Below are 24,099 nucleotides of genomic sequence, written 5' to 3'. Positions count from 1 at the left end.
GCTCATGAGCAGGGGGGACCAGATGGCCGGCATCGCACCCGGCACCCAGACAGTAGATCCTCCGCGGCGGTCACGGGCGCCCGGTGTCCCCAGGTGGCTCTCGCGCCCGACTGCGTCCGGGCGGCTCTCGTGGTGTTGCCGGACTTGCCTTGTTGGACACGCCGCCTCGGTCGGTCCAGGTCGGACATGTCGAGCACGAAGCGGTAGCGGACGTCATTGCGCTCCAAGAGCTCGAGATGGCTGAGGGTGCCGTCCATGGCGACCACACGCAGGTACGAAGCCAGGTCATGGGGGGAGATGGTGTCGATGACCACATCGAACTGGTCGTGGACCGCTTCCGTCTGCTTCGGGTCGGTGGACACGACGAATCCCTGCGCCCCAAGGCCGCGCGCTTCGTCAGCCTTGTCCGGGGTCCGGTTGATGACGGAGGTCGTGGCGCCGAGCCCGGTCGCCATCTTGACCGCGAGGTGCCCCAGGCCGCCCAGCCCGGCCACGGCGACGGTGCTGCCTGGGCCCACTCCGAGCGCCTGCAGCGGTTCCCAGACGGTGACGCCGGCGCAGAGCAGGGGGGCTGCGGCGGCTGTGTCGAGGTTGGCAGGGAGGTGGTAGGCAAACTGATTGCTCACGACGTACTCGCGGGAGTACCCGCGCGGTGTGGTCGACCCGTCCTGCCGGTCGGCTCCGCCGTAGGTCAGTGTCGGGAACTCACGGCAGAAGTTCTCCTGGCCGGCCTGGCACATGCGGCACCTGCCGCACGAGTCGACGATGTTGCCGACGGCCACGGGGTCGCCCGGGGAGAAGCCGGGAACCGCGCTGCCGACCTCGGCTACCACGCCTGTGAACTCATGCAGCCCACCACGCCGGTTCCTTGTGGCCCGACGGCCTGAGGTCGTTCACAGCGGGTCGTGAGAGCCGATCTCGCGCAGGATGTCGAAGGCTTGCGGCAATGGCGCGGGGCCGTCGTCCGTGATGCCGGACGCGCGGCGCGCCCGTCGCGTCCGCAGCACCGCACGCACCGCGGACAGCGCTGCGCAGGCGATCACGGCCGCTTTGAGGTCGGCGTCCGGCGTGTCCCGAGGCAGCCTGCGCCGGACCAGGGCGGTCAGCCGCTCCTCGAAATCGGAGAAGGCCTGCACGAGGCGGGTCGTGATGACGTGCTCAAGGCCTTCCAGCGGGTGGCTGAGGGCGGTCAGGGTGGACGCGGTGAACGGCTTGACCGCTTCCAGCAGGGCGTTGCACACCGCGTCCAGCGGATCCTCCTCCGCCGGACGGCGCTCCAGCGCGTTCTCGACGTAGGTGAAGACCTCGAGGCCGTCGGGCAGCAGCAGCGCTTCCTTGCTCTCGAAGTAGCGAAAGAACGTACGGACCGACACGTTCGCGTGGGCGGCGATGTCCGCGACGGTGGTGTCCTCGAAACCGCGCTCCTTGAACAGCCGGGCGGCCCCTTCCAGCAGGAGGCGTCGCGTCTCCTCCTTCTTGCGTTCACGCAGTCCGGCGGCGGTGGTCTCCCTCGGCATGCATCGAAGCCTCGGCCATGGTGTCGCCCCTGTCAATCGACGCCCGGCACCACGCTGAGCTGTGCCGATGCTCGACGCCGGGGAGAAAATGTCACGACTGACAATTGTCATCCGTGACACTTCTGCTCTAGCGTGCGCTTTGTCGACGAACCTTCCCTGGGAGCCCACCGTGCCCGGACCCGCACAGCACCCCTCGGCGCCGACGGTCTCGCCGACCGGCACGGGATCACCGGAGGACCGCGTTCCGCTGTCCAGCGCACTCGGCCGGCTCGGTGGCTTCTGCGCCCGGCATCCGGCCGCGGTCATCGCCGGCTGGCTGCTGATCCTCATGGCCTCCCTGATGGGGCGGCATCTCGCCGCGCCCACCTTCAGCGACCAGGTCGACCTGCCCGGCACCGCCTCCGACCGGGGCGCCGAGCTCCTCGCCACTTCCATGCCCGAAGCGGGCCGGCCCAACGGAAAGATCGTCTTCCACGCCGACAGCGGCACCCTCGCCGACCGGCGCTCAGCCGTCGACCTGACGCTGGCCGACCTGCGCGGCCTGCCGCACGTCACCGCCGCCTCCCCTCCCGTGACCAGTGACGACGGGCGTACGGCGTACACCACCGTCTCCTTCAACGTGCAGCTGAAGAACCTGGGCCACGACTACACCGACCGTCTTGACGCCGCCACAAAGCCCGCCCGCGCGGCCGGACTCGGCGTCGCCTACGGCGGTGACCTCGAACAGGTGGTCCGGGAACCGGCCGACGACAAGCTGAGCGAGGGCGTGGGCCTCGCCACCGCCCTCGTCATCCTCCTGCTGGCCTTCGGCAGTGTCCTCGCCGCGCTGCTGCCGCTGGTCACCGCACTGATCAGCGTGGGCGTCGGTCTCAGTCTGGTGGGCCTCGTCGCGGCCGTCCTCTCCTTCGCCACCTCGTCGATGACCCTCGCCGGCATGATCGGCCTGGGCGTGGGCATCGACTACGCCCTCTTCCTGACGACGCGCTTCCGTCAGGACCTCGTCGACGGACGCGATCCGGTCGACGCCGCGGCCCGTACGGCGCAGACGAGCGGGTGCGCCGTCCTCATCGCCGGCGCGACCGTGGCCGTCGCCATGCTGAGCCTGTACGCGTCAGGGCTGAACTTCATCGGCAAGATCGGGCTGGCGGGCGCCCTCGCTGTCGTCGTCACCGCCGGCGCCGCCGTGACCCTGGTCCCGGCGGCCCTGGGCCTGGTCGGCAGGCGTATCGATCGGCTCCGGCTGCGCCGCCCCGTCGCCGAGAGCGGCGGGAGGCACGACGGCTGGCAACGCTACGCGCGCCTCGTCTCCCGACGGCCGTGGACGTTCCTGGCCGTCGGTCTCGCCGTCCTCGGCGTCTGCTCCGTACCGACGCTGTCGATGCGCCTCGGGCACGTCGACGCGGGCGCGGACCGGCCCGGAAGCAGCACGCGGACCGCGTACGACTGGATCACGCAGGCCGAGGGACCGGGCTTCGGTGCGGGAGCGAACGGCCCGGTTCTCACCGTGGTCGACGTCAGCGGCACGCGCACGCCCGTCGCCCGCATCCGCGACGACGTGACCGCCGCTTTGAAGGACACGCACGGTGTCGCGTCCTTCTCCCCCGTCAAGGCCAGTGCCGACAAGAAGATCCTCCTCACCACCGTCATCCCGGCCATGGGCCCGCAGGACGCCGCGACCGGCGTCCTGCTCGACACCCTCTCCGGACAAACCCTGCCCAGGGCGCTCCACGGCACGGGCGCCCACGCCTACCTCACCGGCGCCGTGGCCGGGCAGGCCGACTTCCGCGACACGGTCGGCGACAGGCTGCCGGTCATCGTCGCCACGGTGCTGATCCTGGCGTTCCTGCTGCTGATGACGGTGTTCCGCAGCGTCGTGATCCCCCTCAAGGCCGTCGCCCTCAACCTCTTCACCACGGCCGCGTCCTACGGTGTGCTCGTCGCGTGCTTCCAGTGGGGCTGGGGCGACTCACTGCTGGGGCTGTCCGAGCCGGTGCCCATCGAGTCGTACGTCCCCATGATGATGTTCGCGATCGTCTTCGGCCTGTCGATGGACTACGAGATCTTCCTTCTCTCCCGCATCGCCGAGGTCTGGCATCGCACGGGTGACAACCGGCTCGCGGTGGGAGAGGGACTGTCCGCCACCGCCCGCGTGATCTCCGCCGCCGCCTTCATCATGACGGCGGTGTTCCTCTCCTTCACCGCGTCGCCGACCGTGGTCGTGAAGATGTTCGCCCTCGGGCTGGCGATCAGCGTGATCCTCGACGCCACCGTGGTGCGCCTGGTCCTGGTGCCGTCCGCCATGTTCCTAATGGGCCGGGCCAACTGGTGGATACCCCGCCGGCTCGACCGCGTACTCCCCCGCCTGCACGCCTGACTCTGCGACCCCACCGACCGATCGGAAGCCAGTGAGCCGAGTGACATCTGACCGCCGCAAGAAGATGCGTCTTCTCGTCGCGACGGGCGTGGCCCTGACCACCCTCGTCTTTGCGACCGACCTCCTGGTCGAACACCGGGCCGAGGACCGCATCGCCGCCCAGGCGTCGCGCAGACTGAAGCCGGAGGGGCCGGTGCAAGCCCGTCTCACCACCCCGCTCGCGGGGCTGCGCACTCTCGGGGGAGAGGTCGGGGACGTACGGGTGAGCGCCGACGGCGTGCACCGTCAGCACGCGGTGGTGGACGTGAGCATCCACTTGAAGGACGTCACGACGGAAGGTGACAGTGCGGGCGGCACGGGGACCGCCACCGTCGGGTACGACCAAGTCACCCGGCGAATGGGCACGCTCGGTGACGGCCTGACAGCCGGCGGCCAGGACGGTGACCTGATTCTCAGCGGCAGCGTCGGCCGTCTGGGACTGCCGGTGAGTGTGCGGGCCGTGCTGTCCACGACGCCGGACGCCTTCACTCTCACGCCCACGACGGTGAACGTCCTCGACCGCAGTGTGACGGCTGACGACCTCGCCGCCCTGCCGGCCGCCTCCGGGCTGCGGGACAAGCTCGCACCCCGCACCGTGCCCCTCACCGGGCTGCCCCACGGGGTCGCGCTCACTTCCGCGTACGCCACGAGCGACGGTCTCGTGCTCGCCTTCTCGATAGCCGCGGGCCCGACACCGGGGGGCCTGGAGGCGACCTGACGCCGAGCACAGGAGGGCGGGCGTCCTCGTGGCGGGGCAGGAAACATCCCCGGCGCGCAGACGAGAAATGACCATGCCGCTGCTCCCAAGCTGGAGCAAGCCGCCGCTCGCCCGGTCCGCGGCAGACAAACCCATCCATCACGTGATCCGGCAGCACACGCCAGGCGGACAGGCTGCGCCTGCGCCCCGGCGTGCGCATGAGCGCGGCGGACAGAGCGACTCCTGACGCGGGCGTCGTCGTTCGCGACGAACTGCACGTTCGTCGACAATCGGTAGTCAGGCGAGGATGCGCGCGCTCGGCTCTTCGAGGCGGCCGCCGACGCGGTGGCCCCAGGGAGACTCGGGCAGGACGCCTTCGAAGGACTCTGCCGCGTCGAGCGGCCGGCCCCGGAGGGATCGGTGAGGACGGATGAGCTCGGTTTCCGCCCGGGTCCCGGACCCCGAGCCCAATGGTCCTGCCGTGTCGCGTGAGCAGTTCGACGCCCTCTTCGAGGCGGTTCGGACTTGGGGACGGTGGGTCCCGGCCGACCGTGGCGCATGGAACCGGGTGACCTCGGAGCATGTCCGGCGGGCCACGGCCCTGGTCCGGTCCGGGACTGTCGTCCCGATGGCGCTGCCCTGGAACACCCGGCCCGGCCCCGACAACCGCAGACCGGCTCTGCACCACATGACCGATCTGGGCGAGGTGGAAGCCCCCGAACCCTCCACTCACAAGGACTTCATCGCAGCCGACTACCACGGCAAGGGCGTCACCCATCTCGACGCACTGAGCCACATCGCTTATCAGGGGCGGCTCTACGACGGCCGGACGGCTGGCGAGGTCGTCGACGCCGCCGGCGCCCGCTTCGGAGCGGTGTCGATGCTCGGCTCCCTCGTCACGAAGGGGGTGCTCCTCGACCTCCCGGCCGTCCGGAAGATCCGTTGGCTGGAGCCGGGGCTGGCGGTCCACGCGGACGACATCATCGCGGCGGAGCAGACGCTCGATGTGACGATCGGCGAGGGCGACGCGTTGCTGCTGCGCTCCGGACAGGTCCGCCGGCGTAGGGAACTCGGTGCCTGGGACCCCGACACAGCGAGCGCGGGCCTCCATGTGGACGCCGTACCGCTGCTGGCCGAACGCGGTGTCGCGATGCTGGGAGGAGACGGCGACAGCGATGTGCGGCCCTCACCGGTGGACGGCGTGCACTCCCCGGTGCACGCCCTGGCCGTGGCCGCGATGGGGGTGCCGCTGCTGGACAACCTCGACCTGGAGGCGCTCTCCGCGGCGACCGCCGAGGCGGGGCGGCATGAATTCATGCTCGTGGTGGCGCCGTTGAACATCCCGGGCGGGACCGGCTCACCCGTCACCCCGGTCGCGGTCCTGTGACGGCGCCCCCGTCCGGTTACTCTGGGTGAGGAGCTCTGGGAATCGTACCCCTCTCCCCCCGATGTCCCGTATTCTCGTCAATGCCGGATATCTCCGCAGATCAGGTTATTGAAGGCGGGAGTGAGGCGCGGCGTGGTTCTGCCCGGCGGGGAGTCGATGCCTACGGGGCCTGCGATGGACGGCGCAGGGCTCGCTCGTTTTCGTGAGCGGTTCCTGCAGGGAGAGCCGGTCGAGACGGGCGTGCGAGCGTCGATCTTGAAATCATGGCAGCGCTGCGGATCCCTGGGGCTCTCGCCGGACCAGGACGACCTTCCGTACCGGGATGATCTCGATCCGGACAAGCCGATCGTGCGCGCGGCCGTGCCCGTGCTCGACCGGCTGCAGTATCGGTTCTCCGGCAGGCCGATGAACATTTCCGTCGCCGACGCGAACGGGACCGTCCTCCTGCGTCGTTTCGGAGACGCGTCTCTGGCCACAGCGCTCCCGGCGATTCAACGCGTTCCGGGATTCGTGTTCTCCGAGAGGGTCGCCGGCACCAACGGCATCGGTCTGGCCCTGGCGGAGCGTCGGCTCATCCGGGTCTACGGCGCCGAGCACTTCGCCGAGCGTTCCCAGGAGAGCGCCTGCCGCGCGCTCCCCGTCCGGGACCTGCTGAGCGGCCGTATCGAGGGTGTCCTGTGCTTCGGTTATCCGCGCAGCGCCGAGGACCCGGCGCTGGCCACCGTGATACGCGAAGCGGCGGAGGCCATCGAGCGGCGGCTGCTCGGGCAGAGTTCCGCGCGGGGCCGCGCTCTCTTGCGGGCCTGGTCGGACGCCGGAGCCGGAAACGCGGCCGGTCTCCCCCACCGCGTCGGGGTGACGGAACTGGCCCTCGAACTGCGCCCCCGGGACAGGTCCGTCCTCATGGGGAAGGCCACCGAGCTGATCTCCGGAGGGTATCCGTCCACCGTCGACGTGCATCTGTCCGACGGCCGGCGGGTCACGCTCGTGAGCCGTCCGGTGACGAGTGCCTCCGGGGTGGCGGGCATCGCCGTGGAAGCCCTCCTTCCCGACCGTGTCTCCGGAAGGTCCCGGGCCACCCCGCATCAGGCCGGCGAGCCGCTGAGCCTCTCCGCTGGGCTTGCCGACGTCTCCGGCCTCGAGCTGTCCGCAGCGCTGCATGCTGCCCCGGCGCCCCGACACGGTTCCGTCAACGCATCGTCCCGGCATCTGCGCGTGGTCGAATCCGACCGGGGCGGCACGACCACCGACGCCGGCGAAGCGACGGACCGGCGTCCCGGCTCTCCGTACCCGGTGCGAGGGCTTGTCCTGGTGGGGGAGCCGGACGTGGGGAGGCACGCCCTGGCCGCGCGACGCCGCCTGGAGCTGCTCTCCGAAGTCAGCGCCCGCATAGGCACCACCTTGGACGTACGTCGCACCGCCGAGGAACTCGCCGAGACGGCGGTGCCGCGACTGGCCGACTACGTCACCATCGACCTGCCCGAGCCCGTACTGCGCGGTGCGGAGTCCGCCGTTGCCGGCACTGACCTGCGTCGCACAGTGGTCCACGGCGTTCGCGACGGCCTTCCCTTCAGGCCGGTCGGCAAGCGGGTCGAGTACGGCCCGACGACGCCCCACCTACGGTGTCTGACCGACGGACAGGCAGTGCTGGAACCGGACCTCGAGGCCGCCGCGGGCTGGCTCGCGCAGGACCCCGAGCTCACCGAGCAACTGCTGAGCCACCTGCACTCCCTCATCGCGGTGCCCTTGGTCGCCCGCGGTGTCGTGCTGGGCATCGCCGGCTTCTACCGAGGGCGGGACACCGCGCCCTTCGGTGATGACGATCGCAGACTGGCCCAGGAACTGGCCGTCCGAGCCGCCCTGTCCATCGACAACGCCCGGCGCTACACGCGCGAACGCACCATGGTCCTGGCCCTGCAGCGCAGTCTGCTCCCGCACGGTCTGCCGGATCAGGGTGCCGTCGATGTCGCGCACCGCTATCTGCCCGCCGAATCCGACGTCGGCGGAGACTGGTACGACGTGGTTCCCCTCTCGGGTACCCGTGTCGGCCTCTTCGTCGGGGACGTCGTCGGCCATGGCATGCTCTCCGCCGCCACCATGGGCCAACTGCGCACCGCCGCACGCAGCTTCGCCGAACTCGACTTCCCTCCGGAGGACGTCCTCACGCACCTCGACAACCTGGTGGGACGCCTGGACCGGGAGGACCCGACCTCGGACGGCGGTGGCGCCATCGGCGCCACCTGCCTGTACGCGATCTACGATCCGACTTCGCAACAGTGCACCATGGCCCGCGCGGGCCATCCTCCGCCCGCGGTGGTCCACCCCGACGGCACGGTGTCCTTCCCCGAACTGCCTCCCGGAGCTCCTCTCGGTCTCGGCGGCCTGCCCTTCGAGGCCGCCGACTTCCACCTTCCCGGGGACAGCCGGCTCGTGCTCTACACGGACGGACTCATAGAGGACCGGCGACGCGACGTCGACGTGGTCCTCGACCAGCTGCGGGGCGTCCTGGCCCACTCGGGCCGCACGCCGGAGGAGACCTGTCAAGCTGTCCTGGACACCGTCGCGCCCGCTCATCCCTGCGACGACATCGCCCTGCTCGTCGCCCGTACCCACGCCCTGGACCCCGACCGGATCGCCACCTGGGAACTGCCCGCCGACCCGGCCCTGGTCGGCGAAGTGCGCGCCGCCGCCGTCCGGCAGCTCGCCGACTGGGGGCTCGACGAGGCCGCGTTCGCCGCGGAGCTCGTGATCAGTGAGCTGGTCACCAATGCCGTCCGCCATGGCGCCGGGCCCATCCGGGTACGGCTCCTCCATGCCCGAACCTTGATCTGTGAGGTCTCCGACGCCAGCAACACCGCCCCGCACCTGCGTCGCGCGGCCGGAACCGACGAGGGCGGCCGTGGCCTGTTCCTCGTCTCGCAGCTGTCACGGAGCTGGGGGACGCGCTACCTCCCGCAGGGCAAGGTCATCTGGGCCGAGTGCGGGCTCGCCGGTGTTTGACGGCAATGCCTCACATGCGATGGCCGAAATGTCATCATCTGATCTGTCGGTGCCTCTCGTGAAAGTCGGGAAGAACGTGCCACGCCGAGCCCGGGGAGATGTCCGTGTACGACGCTCCCGACACCTCTGACCAGTCGATTCCGCTCCCCGAAGCGGAGCCTCTGGTCCGGATCCGTGGGCTCCGCAAGAGGTTCGGCGGAACCGTCGCGCTGTCCGGGGTCGACCTCGACGTCCACGCCGGCAGCGTCCTCGCCCTCCTGGGCCCCAACGGCGCCGGGAAGTCCACGCTCATCAAGGTGCTCTCCGGCGTCCACCGGGCCGACGAGGGGCAGATCACGGTGGACGGGCATCCACTGGGAAGTCACGCCGCATCGCACAGCATGTCCTTCATCCACCAGGACCTCGGCCTCGTGGAGTGGATGTCGGTCGCGGAGAACATCGCCCTGTGCACCGGGTACGCGCGCCGCGCCGGACTGATCTCGTGGCGGCGGACCCGCGAGAACTGCGCGGGGGCCTTGCGGATCGTCGCAGCGCATCTCGACGCCGACACACCGATCGCCCGCCTCTCCCCCGCCGAACGCTCCCTGGTCGCCATCGCCCGCGCCCTCGCGTCGCGGGCGAGGGTCATCGTCCTCGACGAGCCGACCGCCCGCCTCCCGGCCGCTGACTGCACCCGGCTGTTCCGGGTTCTGCACGCCCTGCGCGACCGGGGGCACGCCATCCTCTACGTCAGCCATCGCCTGGACGAGGTGTACGAGGTGGCCGACGCCTTCGCGGTTCTGCGCGACGGACACCTCGTCGTGCACGGCCGGCTCGCCGACCGCAGCCGTGCCCGCCTGGTGCACGACATCGTCGGCGAGGAACCGGCGGAGCGCCGTCCCGCCCGCGTGGTCTCCGACGGCCCCGCCGTCCTGACCCTTGAGGGCGTACGGACCGCGGGCGCGGGGCCGGTCAGTGCGGAACTCAAGGCCGGAGAGGTCCTGGGCCTGGTCGGCCTCTCGGGCGCCGGACACATGGACCTGGGGCGAGCCCTCGCCGGCGCCCGGCCCATCCTCGCCGGGACGGTACTCCTCGGCGGCCGACCGTACCGCCCTCGTACGGTCGCCGACGCCGTGGGTCTGGGTGTCGGCCTGGTGCCCGGGGACCGACAGCGGGAGGGCTGTCTCGCCGGGCTGACCGTGCGGGAGAACCTCTTGGCCAATCCCCATGCAGGCGGCCCGCCGACACCGCGGTGGATGAACCCCCCTCGCGAACGCGCCGAGGCCACCGCCCTCATGGAGCGGTTCGCGATCCAGCCCCAGGACTGTGAGGCTCCCATCGCAACCCTGTCCGGTGGTAACGAGCAGAAGGTGATGATCAGCCGGTGGCTCCGGGTGAACCTGCGCCTGCTCATCCTCGAGGAACCCACGGCGAGCGTGGACGTGGGAGCCAAGGCCGCGGTCTACCGGTTGCTGGACGAGGCGCTGGCGGACGGCCTCGCGGTCCTGCTCATCTCCACCGACTTCGAGGAGGTCGCAGACGTGTGCGGACGGGCTCTGGTCTTCGTCGGCGGATCCGTGACGTCGGAGCTGAGCGGACCGGACCTCACCGTCGCCGGGCTCACCCGGTCGGCTTCGGCATTGCCGCCTTCCGGAACCGCGACGAATCCATGACCGCCTCGCCGTCACCCTCCTCGCCCCGGCCCCGGCCCCGACGCCGGCGAGCGCGCGCGCTGAGCCGGCTCGGCCGACCGGGCGGGCCGAGGAGGACGGGCCGAGGCGGTCACCTCATCGGGGCCTACGGCCTGCCGGCCCTCACCGGCGTGCTCTTCCTGATCTTCTCCCTCACCCTGCCGCATACGTTTCCCACGTCGGCCACCGTCGACTCGATCCTGTCCAACCAGTCGATCCCGGCCGTCCTCGCGCTCGCCGCGATGGTCCCCGTCGTGACCGGCGCGTTCGATCTCTCGATCGGCTACGGCCTGGGGCTCGCACACGTCATGGTGATGCAGCTCATCGTCGAGGTCGGGTGGCCCTGGCCGCTCGCCTGTCTCGCGGTGATCGTCGGAGGGGCGGCCGTCGGCGTCGTCAACGGTGTCATCGTCGTGTTCGGCCGGATCGACTCCTTCATCGCCACCCTCGGAACCGGCAGCATGATGTACGCCGTGACGGGCTGGGTCACCGACGGCGGCCGGATCGTCCCCGGAGCGCAAGGCCTCCCCGCGGCGTTCACCGACGTCTACGACTCCACGTTCCTGGGCCTGCCCGTCCCCGCCTTCTACGTGTTCACGCTCACGGTCGTCCTCTGGCTGGTGCTGGAACGGCTGCCGCTCGGCCGGTACCTGTACGTCATCGGGTCGAATCCGCGCGCCGCCGGCCTGGTCGGCATCCCGACTCCGAGGTACACCGTCTACGCGTTCACCGCGTCGGGACTGATCGTCGGCTTCGCCGGGGTGCTGCTCGCGGCGCAGCAGCAGATCGGCAACCCCAGCGTCGGGCTCGACTACCTGCTGCCCGCCTTCGTCGGCGCACTGCTCGGCGCCACGGCGATCAGGCCCGGCCGGCCCAACGCCCTGGGCACCGTGGTCGCCGTCGCCGTCCTGGCCGTCGGCCTCACCGGCATCGGCCAGATGGGAGCCGACTTCTGGACGGTCCCGCTGTTCCACGGAGCCACCCTGCTCCTCGCCGTCGGACTGGCCGGCTACTCCGCCCGCCGTCGACTGCGCACCGACGCTGCGGCCCCCCGCGCCTCGCCCGCCGGACCGACGGACCCGCCGTTCCCCCCGACGCGGGACGGTGGCCGTGAAGGAACCGCCCCATGACCCACACCACGGGCGACGCCTCCCTGTCCGGCCACGTCCTCCCGCCCATGACTCCGTGAGGAGCTCTCGTGCACAGCGACGGCAACCGCAAGGCCACCATCGCCCGCCACCGGGTACGGCTCGCCGCCTGCGCCCTGCTGGCCGCGGCAGCCGTCCTCGCGGGCTGCGAACGCGGTTCGCAGATCGGAGCCGGCGAGTCCACCGGGGGCCCGAGCGGCTGCCCCGCGGTCCTCGCCGGGGCTCAGGCCGCTGTGAGCAGGGCGGAGAAGAAAGAAGTGTTCTGGAACGGGCCGACCACCGGCCCCGCCGCTGCACCCGGCAAGACCATCGTCTATGTCGCCCAGACCATGACCAACCCCGGAGTCGCCGGCGCCGCGAACGGAGTACGGGAAGCGGCGCGGGTCATCGGCTGGAACGTCCGGGTGATCGACGGCGGGGGCACCCCGGCCGGCATCCAGGCAGCCATGAGCCAAGCCGTGGCGGTCAGGCCCTCCGGCATCGTCGTCGGCGGCTTCGACCCCGACTCGACCTCACAGCAGGTCTCCCGGGCAGACGCGGCGGGCATCCCGCTCGTCGGCTGGCACGCCGTGGCCGCTCCCGGTCCCAGCCGACGGCCCGAGCTCTTCACCAACGTCACCACTCGGGTCGAGGACGTCGCCGGAATCAGCGCGCGGTGGATCATCGCGCACTCCCACGGTCGAGCCGGAGTCGTCGTCATCACCGACGCATCCATCCCCTTCGCCAGGCACAAGTCGGACCTGATCAGAAAGGAGCTGGCCACCTGTTCGGGCGTGGAACTCCTGGCGTACGAGAACATCCCGATCCCGGACGCGAGCAGCCGCACCCCTCAGGTGATCGCTTCTCTCCTCTCCCGCTTCCGGAGCAGGTGGACCCACTCCGTCGCCATCAACGACCTGTACTTCGCCGACGCGGCCGCCGCGTTCCGAGCGGCCGGCGAGAAGGGCTCCGGTCCGCCGTTCAACATCGGCGCAGGCGACGGCGATCCCTCCGCCTTCCAGCGCATCGACGACAGGCTGTACCAGGCCGCCACCGTGCCCGAACCGCTGTCCCAGCAGGGCTGGCAGATCGTCGACGAGTTCAACCGTGCCTTCTCCGGCCGACCCGCCAGTGGCTACGTGGCCCCCGTCCACATCACCACGGCCGGCAACAGCGACGGCGCGACGACGTGGGATCCAGCGGGCTACCGCGAGGCGTACCGGAGGATCTGGGGCAAGTGACGGCGGCGTCGGTCTCCTTCCGCGCGAGCAGCTTGGGCCTTCCATCCACCGATACCACCACGCCGACCACCTCACCCGCCGCGCGACGGCCCACCCACACGGGGTGCGTGCCGGCCCCGGGTGCGCAGTACTGCACCGAAGCTCAGAGCGCCCGCTCCGCGCCGGTGTTCGCACCGGCGGCGCGTACAGCGGACAGGGACTGCCGCTGCCGGCCGTCCGCATCGAAGTTGTCGGGCGAGAGCCACTCCCGAAGCGCCTTTCCGACCTGTGGCCACTCGGAGTCGATGACGGAGTACCAGGCGGTGTCCCGGTTGCGGCCCTTGTACACCACGGCCTGGCGGAAGATCCCCTCGAAGGTGAAGCCGAGCCGCAGTGCCGCCTTGCGCGAGGGCGCGTTGAGGCTGTCGCACTTCCACTCGTAGCGCCGGTAGCCGAGTTCGTCGAAGACGTAGGACATCAGCAGGAACTGCGCCTCCGTCGAGACGGGGGTCTGCTTGAGCAAGGGCGAGAACGCCACGTTCCCCACCTCCACGACACCGTCGGACGGCTCCTGGCGCATCAGGGAGAGGGTGCCCATCGCCTTGCCGGTGGCGAGGTCGACGACCGCGTAGTGCAGGGGGTCGTCTGTCTGTGTCATCGCCACCGCATGGCTGCGGTAGTCGTCCTGGTCGGCGAACGGACCGGCCATCATGTACGTCCAGTCCCTGCCGTCCGCCGCCAGGGCGTAAGCGTGGTACAGGTCGTCGGCGTGGCGGTCCACGTCAAGAGGCTCCACCCGGCACAAGCGGCCGACGAGGGTGACCCGGGCGGGCGCCGGACGCACCGTCCAGTCAGGCAGCGGTCGGCCGATGGGCTGACCGTGTTCGTTCCTACCTGCAGACATGCTCTTCTCTCGCTTCATGCCGGCTGCTGCCGGACCAGGCACCCAGTAGACCACCGATAAGATCCACTGCACAGCCGTCCCAGCCGTCCCAAGGGCCCGCGGCTCCGGAGTCAGGGCGATGCGAAGCCGCCCCGGCCATCGCCCCCAGCGGCGTGCCGCCCATGCTCAGGACGACCAGCACCGCGACCAGGGCGGGCCATAAGAGGGATCTTGTCCTTGTCATCGTGCGACTGCCCTTCTGCGGTTACCGCGGTGCCTTCGCGGTGGTGCCCGGGGTGCTGGGGGTGAACTGCCACCAGTTCATGTTGAGCAGGTATCCGCTGCCGCCGGTGAATCGCAGGTAGAGGTCCTGGGTTCCCGCCGCGCCGGCAACCGGGCAGGTCACCGTCGTCCAGTTCTGCCAGCCCCCGGTGTTCGGGACACTGCATCGGCCCACGACCGTCCCGCTCGGCGAACCCAGGCGCAGTTCGACGGTGCCGCCGCCGCTGCCCGAGGCCACGCGCGCGGTGAAGGAGGACGCTCCCGGCCCGAAGGCCACGCCCTTGACCTTGATGTGGTCGCCGTTGTCGATCCAGCCGACGTTCATTCCGCCCTCGCCGGCCGGTTCGGTCTCGATCCCGGATCCCCAGGCGAGCGTCTCGGCCTCCTGGCGTGCGTACGGGTTGAGCGTGCCGTTCTGGGGGGCGCCGCCGTTCGTCATGTTGATCACCGGGAGCGTGCCGTCGGCGTTGTACGCGAACTTCTCCACCGCCACCGAGCGGGTGAAGCCACCGCCGCCCGGGAGGGCGCCGTTGTGGTAGAAGAAGTACGAACCGCCCTTGAAGTCCACGATCCCCGGGTGGTTGGTGAAACTGCTGCCCTGGGTGGGCATGACCGTCCCGCGGTAGGTCCAGGGCCCGGTCGGGCCGGGCGCCGTGGAGTACGCGATGAACTCCGAGCAGCACTTGGCCGCGAACACCATGTAGTACAGGCCGTTCCGCTTGTAGACCCAGGGGCCCTCCTCGTACAGCGTGGGACGGTTGGGGTCACCGGTGCGGGCGCCGAAGCCCGCGGTGGTGAGCGGGATCCTGGTGGGGCTGCCCGAGTAGGACGTCATGTCGGCGTTCAGCCTGACGTACGTCAGATTCGGATTGCCCCAGTACAGGTATGCCTGGCCGTTGTCGTCGATGAAGACGGTAGGGTCGATCTCCCCGTTCTCCACCAGCGGACGGCCGAGGGCGTCCTGGAACGGGCCGGTGGGGCTGTTCGACACCGCTACGCCGATGGCCATCCGGCCGGTCGCCCGGTTCTTCACGGGTACGTACCAGTAGAACCGGCCGTTGCGCTCCACGGCCTGTCCGGCCCACGCGTCGGCGGACGCCCAGCTGAAGGTGGCCAGGCTGAGCGGTGAACCGTGGTCGGTCCAGTTCACCATGTCGGCGGAGGACCACACCCGCCAGTCCTTCATGGTGAAGTAGGTGGAGCCGTCCTCATCGTGCCCTGTGTAGAGGTAGACCCGCCCGTTGTGGACCAACGGGGCCGGATCGGCGGTGTAGACGTGCTGGACGAGGGGGTTGTCGGCCCGGGCGGCGGTGGGACCGACCGCGGCGGGAACGACGGCGAACGCCAGCAGCAGTCCCAGGGTCCAGGCGACTGCCCGGGCCAGCCTGGTGCCGGTGGCGTGCGACGGCGGAGCCGGGATCATCGTGACCTCCGGAGGGCGTCGACGGGCGGACGTGAGGTTGACGAGTGCGCTGCGTGGGTCATGTGCGCGTCCACTTCTGGGTGGTCTGGCCGTTGCAGCTCCACAGCACCAGCGGGGTTCCGTTGGCGGCGCCGGACCCGTTGACGTCGAGGCACCGCCCCGCGTGGACGTTGCGGACAGTTCCGTCGGAGCCGACGGTCCACTTCTGGTTGTTCTGGCCGTTGCAGGGCCAGATGATGACCCGCGTGCCGTCGGCGGTGCCCTGGTTGGAGGCGTCCAGGCACTTGTCGCCGTAGACGCGGATCTCGCCGCCGGCCCAGGTGGTCCACAGCTGGTTGGCGGCGGTGTGGCAGTCCCAGATCAGTGCCGTCGCCCCGGCCGCGGTGGAGGCGTTGTCGACGTCCATGCAGCGGCCGGAGGCGTTGCCGCGCAGCCGCGAGGTGGTGGCGGCCAGCGGGCTGCCGCCGGTCACCCGGAACACCGCCACACCGTGGGCAGGGACGCTCGCCGAGATCTGCCCGGACGTGCTCGACGTGCCGCCGGTCCACAGGTCGGTGAGACTGAACGAGCCGCCGGTGAGGCCTACTTGCGCGGCCGTGGTGGTGACCGTGGCGGCGCCTGATCCCCGGTTGAACAGGCCGACCGCGACCGAGCCGTCGGACAGGGGCTTGGCGAACACCTCGGTGCTGCCGTCGTCGCGCACCCTGCGCCCGCCGGCGCCCAGGGAATCCTGGTTCACCGCCAGCAGACGCGGGTTGCGCAGGATCGCGCTCACGTCGGCGGACATGGTGCGGATGTCGTTGCCGGCCATGAGCGGGGCGCCCAGCAGTGCCCACAGGGCGAAGTGGGAGCGGGACTCCGTCAGTGACAGGCCGGGCCGGCCCACGACCAGCATGTCGGGGTCGTTCCAGTGTCCCGGACCCGACTGCGAGGCCAGCGGCGCGGTGACGTCGAGGACGTTGCCGACGCCCATCGGGTAGCTGTTGGTGTTGCCGTTCTGCCAGATGTCGAGCAGGTCCTCGGTCGTCCGCCACAGATCGGCGACCTCGCCCCAGTTGTACGTGGAGCCGGTGATGGCGTGGAAACTGTTGGGGTTGATGCTGTAGACGATCGGGCGCCCGGTGGCACGCAGCGCGTCGCGCATCAGCGTGAAGCGAGCGACCTGTTCGTCACGGGTGCCGCTGGAGGAACACCAGTCGTACTTGAGGTAGTCGACGCCCCACGACGCGAACGTGGCGGCGTCCTGTGCCTCGTGTCCCCTGCTGCCCGTCGACCCCGGATAGGCGCCGCTGGTCTGCGCGCAGGTGCGCTCGCCCGGCACCTGGTAGATGCCGAACTTCAGGCCCTTGCCGTGGATGTAGTCGCCGAGCGCCTTCATCCCGCTCGGGAACTTGGTCGGGTTGGCGCGCAGGTTGCCCGCCGCGTCACGCTGCGGGTCGAACCAGCAGTCGTCGACCACCACGTACCGGTAACCGGCGTCACGCATGCCCGAGGACGCCATCGCGTCGGCGGCCTGGCGCACCTGGGCCTCGGTGATCCCGCAGCCGAAACTGTTCCAGCTGTTCCAGCCCAGGGGCGGCGTGAGCGCGGGACTGCCGGGCGCGGCGGCGGAGGGCGCGGAGGCCGTCATGGACGCGGTGACCGTGAGCACGGCGGCCGCGAGGAGTTGGAGCAGTCCTCGTCCGCCTGATCGTCTGGGTCTGCGCACCGGGGCTCCTTTACGGGAGGGGATGTCACGCTCATGACACCCATGGGGGTTCCGTACTCGCACTTTCGATGCGTCGTTCGGAAAGTCAGGCGTCACGGATACTAGAGAGACCTTCGAGCATGTCAACATCCCCCGACGTCCGGGCTCGTCGGCGCGCCTCTCCACTTCCGAGGGCACGCCGCTGACCTGCGACACCCGGCTGCCGAGCCGCGGAACCCCGCCTCGATGTGCTTCGAAATGTTTCGACTCCGTCGACGATTCATGCGAAGGAGTCTTCCACCAGCCTGACCTCGACCCCGGACATGCGGGCGCACATTGGCCTGAACCGCACAGGTGCCGCGATCGCGTGCGTGCGGATCACATCACGGTGAAGTCCGCCGCCTTGGTGTTCAGCGTTGTGTCGCCGTCCTTCGCGGTGGCCAGGACGGCGACGTGCCACAGACCGCGCGGAGACCCCTCGGCATCGGCCGGCGCCACGGGGACCCTGTAGGTGCAGCGCACGACGTCCCCACCGGCCGGCCTGCACACCGCCGCCTCCGCAGCCGCCATGTCCTCGGCGGTCAGCCCCTTCCTCGCGAACGTCGACTTCGCCGGCCAGGCCAGGACCTTCAGGCTCTTCACACCGGAGGACGCCATGACGTCAGCGGTGAAGGTCAACGAACCATCCCGATCGCCTTCGGGGGCGGCGTAACGGGCCGTGCTGTGCGCCAGCGCCGGGGGCCGGCCCCCGGCGTGGGCAAGAGCGAGGGCCCCGGCACCGCCCAGGACGACGACACCGGCGGTCAGGGACAGAACGACACGACGCGACACGAGGAACCCCCAGCGGATCAGCTGCATCAGACCGGCGCTCCTTGCTGCGCCGCTGTACGAATCCTGCCCGCGCCAGAAGCACCAGGCATGGGCGCACGTACTCAACCACCGCCTGAGTAAGGTCAGTCCGTCGCCAAGAAGAAGGACCGCCGGGTCGGAACCCTTCCTCCGCGTCACGGCGTAAGGATCGGCGGCTTCGTCCGGCCTTCGCCGCTCGGACACGTTGCGCGGCGGAGGAGACGAGGCGCCGGTCACGGACGCCATACTCCGGTAGCCGCGTCAGCCAGTCACTGTGTGTCGAAGTTCGTCCCCCGGGAGACCTTCTCCCATTCGGCGAGTTCGGCGCGGACCGAGCCGAGGTGTCCTACCAGGAGGTCCACCGCGTCGCCGCCCAGGGCGAGCCTCAGTGGGGTGTGCTCCGCGTCCAGTGCCAGCCGGATCGCGGCGGCCGCCTTCGCGGGGTCCCCGGGCTGGGCGCCGTCGCCATCGCACACCTGCCTCCTGGTGGCGCCGACCTTCTCCGCGTACGCCGGGTGCTCTGTGGAGAAGTAGGCCGCCCCCTTGGCGAACGGGTTGGTGCGGAATGCGCCGGGCTCCACGATCAGCACCTCGATGCCGAACGGGGTCACCTCGTCCGCCAGGCCCTCCGACAGCTGTTCCAGCGCCGCCTTGGTCGGTCCGTCCCGGCTCGCGGTGGCTGCCCACCGGGACGACGAACGGCCCTTGGTACTGGCCTATCTGGCCGCGGCGGCGGAGGTGGCGGAGGTGTCGGAGGTGGCGGTCGGCAGCTCGTGATTCCCCTCGGTCCGGCCGGGACACGTCAGGCCGTGGAGCGGAAGCGGCCGCGAGTGCCTGCACTCGCCATGGGGGCGCAGTACGGGAGCATCCCCTTCAGGTCCTCGGCGAGCCGAACGTGGTTGAGGTCGGCTGTCGTGCCGCGGGTGAGGCGCTTGACGGGGGATCGTCGTGTCCGGAGTGCGTGGCCGCCTCATGGCGGGACTCGGCCGGGGTTTGCAGGAGGGCCCGCGTCGCCGGGTGGGTCGGGTCGGTGAAGACAGTTGGCGTGGGGCCGGATTCCACGGTGCGGCCGGCGTCCAGGACGGTGACCGTTTCGGTGCGGGCGGCGATGAGAGGGAGGTCGTGGCTGATGAGCACAAGGGCTGTGCCGCGTTCTTCTCGGAGCCGGACCAGCAGGTCCATGATCGCCTCGGCGGTGGCGGGGTCCAGCGCCGAGGTCACCTCGTCGCAGATCAGTACGTCGGGATCGGCCGCCAGCGCTCGGGCGATGGCGACCCGCTGTCGCTGCCCGCCGGACAGTTCGTGCGGATAGCGGGAGGCGAAATCCGTTGCGAGGCGCACCTGTTCGAGGAGACCGACGACCCGGGTCCGCACCTCACCGGGCGCGCACCGCCGGTGCAGCCGCAGCGGCCTGCCGATCGCGCCGCCCACCGTGCGGCTGGGGTTGAGCGCGCCCAGGGGGTTCTGCGTGACGAGCTGGATACGGCGTCGCTGTTCGCGGGCGCGGCCGCGCAGACCGGTGCTGAGCGGTACGCCGTCGAGGCGGATCACGCCGGCGCCGGCCGGTTGGAGTCCGACCACGGCGCGGACGAGGGTGGTCTTTCCGGAGCCCGAGGCGCCGACGATGCCGGTCGCCGATCCGGGGGCGACGGACAGCGTCACGCCGTCCAGTACCGGGGCGTTCGAGCGTCGGCCGAAAGTGACCCGGAGGTCGCTCACGTCGAGCACGGGTGCGTGGGCGGGTCCGCTTTCGTGCGGCCCACGCGCCGCCGGGTCCGTGCGGGGTGTGGCGGTCACGCGGGAAGCGCGCGGTCGTACGGGTTGCGTGCGCAGTTCCACCACCTCGTCCGCGATCTGCTCGACGAGTTCGGGGTCGTGGCAGGACAGCGCGACGGCCAGCTGGTGCTCGCGGACCAGATGGCACAGCAACTCACCTATGTCGGAACGTAGTTCGGGGTGCAGGCCGGCGGTCGGCTCGTCGAGGAGGAGGACTCGGGGGCGGCGGGCCAGGGCGCGGGCAAGAGCCACGCGGCGCTGCTGTCCGCCGGACAGGGCCGCGGGCCGCCGCATGACGAGGCGGCCGTCGTCCGGGAGCCGGACCTCCGCGAGGAGTGCCCGTACCGCCTCCGGGGAGCGGTCGCCGGAGAGTTCGCGCAGGAGGGAGCGGACACGCATCCGGGGGTTCAGCCCCGAAGCGGGGTCCTGGCCGACGTAGGCGAGCCGTTCGCGGCGCAGGGCCCGCAAGTCCCGTTCGGGCAGAGCGAAGACGTCACGGCCCAGGACCTCGACGTTCCCCGACGTGCGCTCGGCACCGGGTGGCAGGAGGCCGGTGAGGGCGCGCAGCAGCGTGGTCTTGCCCGAACCCGAGGGGCCGGTCAGCGCCACCAGCCGGCCCGGTCGCAAGGTGAGTTGCGCGTCCTGGAGCAGGATCCGCCCGTCGGGGGCGGCCACGGTGAGGTCCGTGACCCGGGCCGCGGCGGTGGCCGGCAAGGCTGACCGGTCGGGTGTGTGGCTCACAGGACGGTCACCGCCTTCCGGCCGGTCTGGGGAGCGAGGGCCGCCGCGGCGAGGTTGACGCTGAGGGCGAGGAAGCCGATGGCGAGACCGGGGGCGACGACGGACCAGGGGTTGAGCATGATGCCGGACGAGTTCTCGCGGATCATCAGTGACCAGTCGGCGGCGGGAGGCTGGGGCCCCACCTGGAGGAAGCCCGCGGTGGCGACGAGGTAGACGGCGGCGACGAAGCGCAGGCCGAAGAGGGCGAGGAGGGTGGCGCGCAGGTTGGGCAGGATCTCGCGCAGCACGAGATGCCACAGTCGTTCGCCGCTCGCCGCCGCGGCCTCGACGTAGCCGGAGGCTGCCACCGGCGCCGCCGCGCCGGCCGCGAGCCGTACCGCGTAGGGCACGCCGAGCACGACGGCCGCGGCGATCACGGCGAGCCGGCCTCCGTCCGGCCAGGACAGGGTGACGAGGAGGATGCCGAGCACGGCGGGCAGCAGCATCAGCACGTCGGCGGTCCGTTCCACCAGGCGTCCGGCGCGAGGGCGCAGGGCGCCGATCGCGCCGAGCACCGCGGCACCGGCGGTGACCAGCGCCGCGACGAGCAGCGAGGACAGGACCAGTTCGCGCCCGCCGGCCAGCAGTCTGCTCAGCACGTCACGGCCCAGTTGGTCGCCGCCGAGCAGGGCGTCCCCGCCGGGTTCCGCGTACGGCGCGGTGACGGGGGCGTCGATGGGATGCGGAGCGAGCCAGGTCCCGGCGAGGGCGAGGCAGACCAGCAACATCGCGGGCAGTATCCGCAGGGCGGTGGCCCGTGACCGGGTGCTCATCGGCGTACTCCTGCCGTCAGGTCCCGTACCAGGTCGGCCAGCAGCAGCACGCCCGTGAGGACCGCGCCCGACAGGGCCGTCACGCCGGCGATGACAGGGCTGTCGCGGTCGGTCACGGCGGAGGCCAGGACCGAGCCGACGCCGGGGTAGTTGAAGATCGTTTCGACCACGACGGCGCCGCCTAGGAGCATGCCGGTGGAGGTGGCGAGGCCGGCGGCGATGGTGGGCAGGGCGCCGGGCAGGACATGGTGGGTGAGGATGCGGTGCGGCGGGAGCCCGTCGAGGACGGCGGCCTCCACGTGCGGGGCGCGGGCCTCGTCGGCGAGGGCGGCTCGCACGATGCGTACGTTCCAGCCGGCCTGCGGGATGGTCAGGGCGAGCACGGGCAGGATCAGCATGGTCCAGTCCGCGGGGGTTCCGTCGGCGCCGGTGAGGGTGACGGCGGGCAGCCAGCCCGTCCACAGCGAGAGCACCAGGACCAGGGCGACGGCGACCACGAATTCGGGCAGGGCGAGGACCGCGGTGGCGGTGGTGGAGATCAGGCCGTCGGCGCGCCCGCCGGGCCGGAGCGCGGCCCAGCAGCCGAGGGCCAGGGAGACCATGGCGGTCAGCAGCAGCGCGAGGCCGCCGAGGAGGAGGGTGTTGGGGAACGCCGACGAGACCAGGTCGGTGACCTTCTCGCCGCGTGCCGACACGCCCAGGTCCCCGGCGGGAAGGCCGCTCATCCAGTCCCAGAAGCGTTCCACGACCGGCCGGTCCAGGCCGAGCAGTCTGCGTCGCGCCGCGGTGTCGGCGGCGCTCTCCCCGCGCTCGGAGGTGGCGTCGGCGGCGTCGCCCGGCAGCAGTTCGACCGTGCCGAAGACCGACGCCAGGAGCACCGCGAGCAGCACCGCACGTTTCACTACGACGAGGCCGGCCCGGGCGGCGAGCAGCGTGACGGGAGCACGCGCCCGCGGGGCCTTGTCCACGCCGGGAGGAGGCCCCGCGGGCGCGGCCGTGTCAGCGGTCAATGGGCCAGCCATGCGCGCTCGAGCTGGACCCTGCCGTAACCGGGCAGTCTGGGGAGCCCGTTGACCTTGGCCCCGGCGAGGTCGATGCCATCGGCCATGCCCCACAGGAGGTAGCCGGACCTGTCGTGCTCGATCCGCTGGAGTTCCTTCAGCAGGTCGGTGCGCGCGCTCGCGTCGGCGGTGCCGATGGCCTTCTCGTAAGCCGCGTCGAAGGCCTGGTCCTTCCAGCCGGCCTCGTTCTGGCCGCTGTCGGAGACCAGCGTCTTGCTGGCGAAGAACACCACCGAGTCGTTGGTGCCCCAGTAGGTGGTGTAGAGGTCGCCCTTGAGCCAGGTCTTGTCCCAGAAGGTGGCCGACTCCTGCTTGACGACCTTGACCTTGACGCCGGCTTCGCGGACCTGGGTGGCGAAGAGGGTGGCCGACTCGGCGAGACCGGCGATGTCCTCGGTGGTGTACAGCTCGTAGGTCTTCGAGGTGTCGAACCGGGCTTCCCTCAACAGTTGCCTGGCCTTGGCGAGATCGCGGGCACGCTGCGGGACGCTCTTGTCGTAGGCGGGGTCGCCGGTGCCGAGGATGTCGTTGGCGACGGTGCCGTAGCCGGACAGGACCTGTTCGACCATGGCCTCGCGGTCGACGGCCAGGCGCAGTGCCTGTCGGACCCTGGCGTCGGCGAACGGGCCGCCGGAGGTGCGCATGACGAGGGGCATGGCCATGTCGTTGGGGCGGCGGACGGTCTGGATGTCCTTGCGGTTCTCGGCGGTGCGCGCGGCGACGGCGCCGACGTTGGAGGCGAGGTCGATCTGGCCGGCGAGCAGGGCGCTCGCCATGGCCTGCGGGCTCTCGAAGATCTTGACCTCGACGGCGTCGAGGAGGACGTCTCCGCCGTACCAGTTTTCGTTGCGTACGAGGCGGGCGTTGCCGCCGCGGTACCAGTCGAGCTTGAAGGGGCCCGTGCCGGGGGCTGTGGCTATGTCCTTGTCGGTGGTGCCCTTGGGGATGACGAAGGTGGTGAGCCGGACCAGCAGCGGCAGTTCGGCGTTCGCGTAGTCGGAGACGATGACGACGGTGTCGTCGCCCTCGGCGGAGATGTTCTTCTCCTGGATGCCGGGCAGCCGGGAGGCGCCGGCCGGGGTGGCGCGCAGACGCTTGAGCGAGAAGACGACGTCCTCGGCGGTGACGGGGGAACCGTCGTGGAACGCGGCGCCCTTGGCGAGGGTGAACCGCCAGGTCTTCAGGTCGGGCGAGGCCTTCCAACTCGCGGCCAGGCGGGGGACGGTGTTGGGCTTGACGCCGGGGACGGTCAGGGTGTCGTGGACGAGGCTGATGATGAGGTAGTCGCTCTCGTTGGCCTGGGTGCCGTGCGGGTCCCGGGTGAGGGCGCCGGCGCGGCCGAGTGCGCCGACCCGGAGGGTTCCGCCCTTCACCGGCTTGGCCGAACCGCCGGTGGCGGATGCGGTCGGCTCGTCGCCGCCACCGCAGGCGCTGAGCAGGGCGCTCGCCCCGATCGCACCGCCCGCCCAGAGCACATGACGTCGCGTCAGCTCCACTTGTCCCTCGTTTTCGCGCAGTTGGCCGAGATTTGCTTAGCCTTACCTATCCTGCGGG

The 24,099-nt window shown here is 71.0% G+C and carries 17 protein-coding genes and 2 pseudogenes; 8 read left to right on the top strand and 11 right to left on the bottom strand.

Going from position 1 to position 24,099, the window contains the following annotated elements:
- Positions 1 to 2 precede the first annotated feature (2 nt).
- A pseudogene (locus ACIOC0_RS05815) lies at positions 3 to 848 on the bottom strand (alcohol dehydrogenase catalytic domain-containing protein); the annotation flags it as partial.
- 45 nt (positions 849 to 893) lie between these two features.
- Complete coding sequence (locus ACIOC0_RS05810) at positions 894 to 1,517, bottom strand: TetR/AcrR family transcriptional regulator (RefSeq protein ID WP_402152786.1); 624 nt, start codon at positions 1,515 to 1,517, stop codon at positions 894 to 896.
- A 169-nt stretch (positions 1,518 to 1,686) separates the two neighbouring features.
- Here ACIOC0_RS05810 and ACIOC0_RS05805 point away from each other — a divergent pair, with 169 nt between their 5' ends.
- The 7 genes from ACIOC0_RS05805 to ACIOC0_RS05775 all read left to right on the top strand — a co-directional run bounded on the left by ACIOC0_RS05805 (position 1,687) and on the right by ACIOC0_RS05775 (position 13,052).
- On the top strand, positions 1,687 to 3,891 hold the full coding sequence (locus tag ACIOC0_RS05805) for an MMPL family transporter (RefSeq protein WP_402152784.1): 2,205 nt from the start codon (positions 1,687 to 1,689) through the stop codon (positions 3,889 to 3,891).
- A 40-nt stretch (positions 3,892 to 3,931) separates the two neighbouring features.
- Positions 3,932 to 4,648, top strand: coding sequence for a DUF2993 domain-containing protein (locus tag ACIOC0_RS05800; RefSeq protein ID WP_402152782.1), 717 nt, complete (start codon positions 3,932 to 3,934; stop codon positions 4,646 to 4,648).
- Positions 4,649 to 5,057: 409 nt separating this feature from the next.
- On the top strand, positions 5,058 to 6,014 hold the full coding sequence (locus ACIOC0_RS05795) for a cyclase family protein (protein ID WP_402152781.1): 957 nt from the start codon (positions 5,058 to 5,060) through the stop codon (positions 6,012 to 6,014).
- Positions 6,015 to 6,170: 156 nt separating this feature from the next.
- Positions 6,171 to 9,014 carry a SpoIIE family protein phosphatase gene (locus ACIOC0_RS05790; RefSeq protein WP_402152779.1) on the top strand — a complete coding sequence of 948 codons (2,844 nt, stop codon included), beginning with the start codon at positions 6,171 to 6,173 and terminating at the stop codon, positions 9,012 to 9,014.
- Between the two features lie 104 nt (positions 9,015 to 9,118).
- Positions 9,119 to 10,666: a sugar ABC transporter ATP-binding protein gene (locus ACIOC0_RS05785; RefSeq protein WP_402152777.1), complete on the top strand. Its 1,548-nt coding sequence runs from the start codon at positions 9,119 to 9,121 to the stop codon at positions 10,664 to 10,666.
- Positions 10,663 to 11,814 carry an ABC transporter permease gene (locus ACIOC0_RS05780; protein ID WP_402152775.1) on the top strand — a complete coding sequence of 384 codons (1,152 nt, stop codon included), beginning with the start codon at positions 10,663 to 10,665 and terminating at the stop codon, positions 11,812 to 11,814. The genes ACIOC0_RS05785 and ACIOC0_RS05780 overlap by 4 nt, the downstream gene beginning before the upstream one ends.
- 68 nt (positions 11,815 to 11,882) lie before the next feature.
- A complete protein-coding gene (locus ACIOC0_RS05775) occupies positions 11,883 to 13,052 on the top strand; it encodes a substrate-binding domain-containing protein (protein ID WP_402152773.1) in 1,170 nt (389 codons plus the stop codon).
- A 142-nt stretch (positions 13,053 to 13,194) separates the two neighbouring features.
- On the opposite strand, the gene ACIOC0_RS05770 is transcribed toward ACIOC0_RS05775, so the two are convergent.
- The 5 genes and pseudogenes from ACIOC0_RS05770 to ACIOC0_RS05750 form a co-directional block, all read right to left on the bottom strand.
- Positions 13,195 to 13,935, bottom strand: a complete 741-nt coding sequence (locus tag ACIOC0_RS05770) for a GNAT family N-acetyltransferase (protein WP_402152771.1) — start codon at positions 13,933 to 13,935, stop codon at positions 13,195 to 13,197.
- Between the two features lie 244 nt (positions 13,936 to 14,179).
- The gene (locus ACIOC0_RS05765; protein WP_402152769.1) at positions 14,180 to 15,619 is read right to left on the bottom strand and encodes a glycoside hydrolase family 43 protein; all 1,440 of its coding nucleotides are present in this window, start codon (positions 15,617 to 15,619) and stop codon (positions 14,180 to 14,182) included.
- A 58-nt stretch (positions 15,620 to 15,677) separates the two neighbouring features.
- Entirely contained in the window at positions 15,678 to 17,249 is a 1,572-nt protein-coding gene (locus tag ACIOC0_RS05760; protein ID WP_402153243.1) for a glycoside hydrolase family 27 protein, read from the bottom strand.
- 435 nt (positions 17,250 to 17,684) lie between these two features.
- A complete protein-coding gene (locus tag ACIOC0_RS05755; protein ID WP_402152767.1) occupies positions 17,685 to 18,164 on the bottom strand; it encodes a DUF5707 domain-containing protein in 480 nt (159 codons plus the stop codon).
- A 260-nt stretch (positions 18,165 to 18,424) separates the two neighbouring features.
- Positions 18,425 to 18,811 (bottom strand): annotated as a pseudogene (locus ACIOC0_RS05750) (short-chain dehydrogenase/reductase); the annotation flags it as partial.
- Here ACIOC0_RS05750 and ACIOC0_RS05745 point away from each other — a divergent pair.
- Complete coding sequence (locus ACIOC0_RS05745) at positions 18,750 to 18,932, top strand: hypothetical protein (protein ID WP_402152765.1); 183 nt, start codon at positions 18,750 to 18,752, stop codon at positions 18,930 to 18,932. The pseudogene ACIOC0_RS05750 and the gene ACIOC0_RS05745 sit on opposite strands and share 62 nt — an antisense overlap.
- Before the next feature lie 96 nt (positions 18,933 to 19,028).
- Here ACIOC0_RS05745 and ACIOC0_RS05740 read toward each other — a convergent pair whose 3' ends face one another.
- Genes ACIOC0_RS05740 through ACIOC0_RS05725 form a run of 4 tightly spaced genes read right to left on the bottom strand, consistent with a single transcriptional unit; the run spans position 19,029 to position 24,041 of the window.
- Complete coding sequence (locus ACIOC0_RS05740; RefSeq protein ID WP_402152763.1) at positions 19,029 to 20,672, bottom strand: ABC transporter ATP-binding protein; 1,644 nt, start codon at positions 20,670 to 20,672, stop codon at positions 19,029 to 19,031.
- Positions 20,669 to 21,484 carry an ABC transporter permease gene (locus ACIOC0_RS05735; RefSeq protein ID WP_402152761.1) on the bottom strand — a complete coding sequence of 272 codons (816 nt, stop codon included), beginning with the start codon at positions 21,482 to 21,484 and terminating at the stop codon, positions 20,669 to 20,671. Before ACIOC0_RS05735 ends, ACIOC0_RS05740 begins: the two co-directional genes overlap by 4 nt.
- Complete coding sequence (locus ACIOC0_RS05730; RefSeq protein WP_402152759.1) at positions 21,481 to 22,506, bottom strand: ABC transporter permease; 1,026 nt, start codon at positions 22,504 to 22,506, stop codon at positions 21,481 to 21,483. The genes ACIOC0_RS05735 and ACIOC0_RS05730 overlap by 4 nt, the downstream gene beginning before the upstream one ends.
- Positions 22,491 to 24,041, bottom strand: a complete 1,551-nt coding sequence (locus ACIOC0_RS05725; RefSeq protein ID WP_402152757.1) for an ABC transporter substrate-binding protein — start codon at positions 24,039 to 24,041, stop codon at positions 22,491 to 22,493. Before ACIOC0_RS05725 ends, ACIOC0_RS05730 begins: the two co-directional genes overlap by 16 nt.
- Between the last annotated feature and the right edge of the window lie 58 nt (positions 24,042 to 24,099).

Origin of the sequence: Streptomyces sp. NPDC088254, assembly GCF_044740925.1 — a bacterium.
Classification (GTDB): Bacteria; Actinomycetota; Actinomycetes; order Streptomycetales; family Streptomycetaceae; genus Streptomyces.
This window is presented reverse-complemented; position numbering and strand designations above follow the sequence as displayed.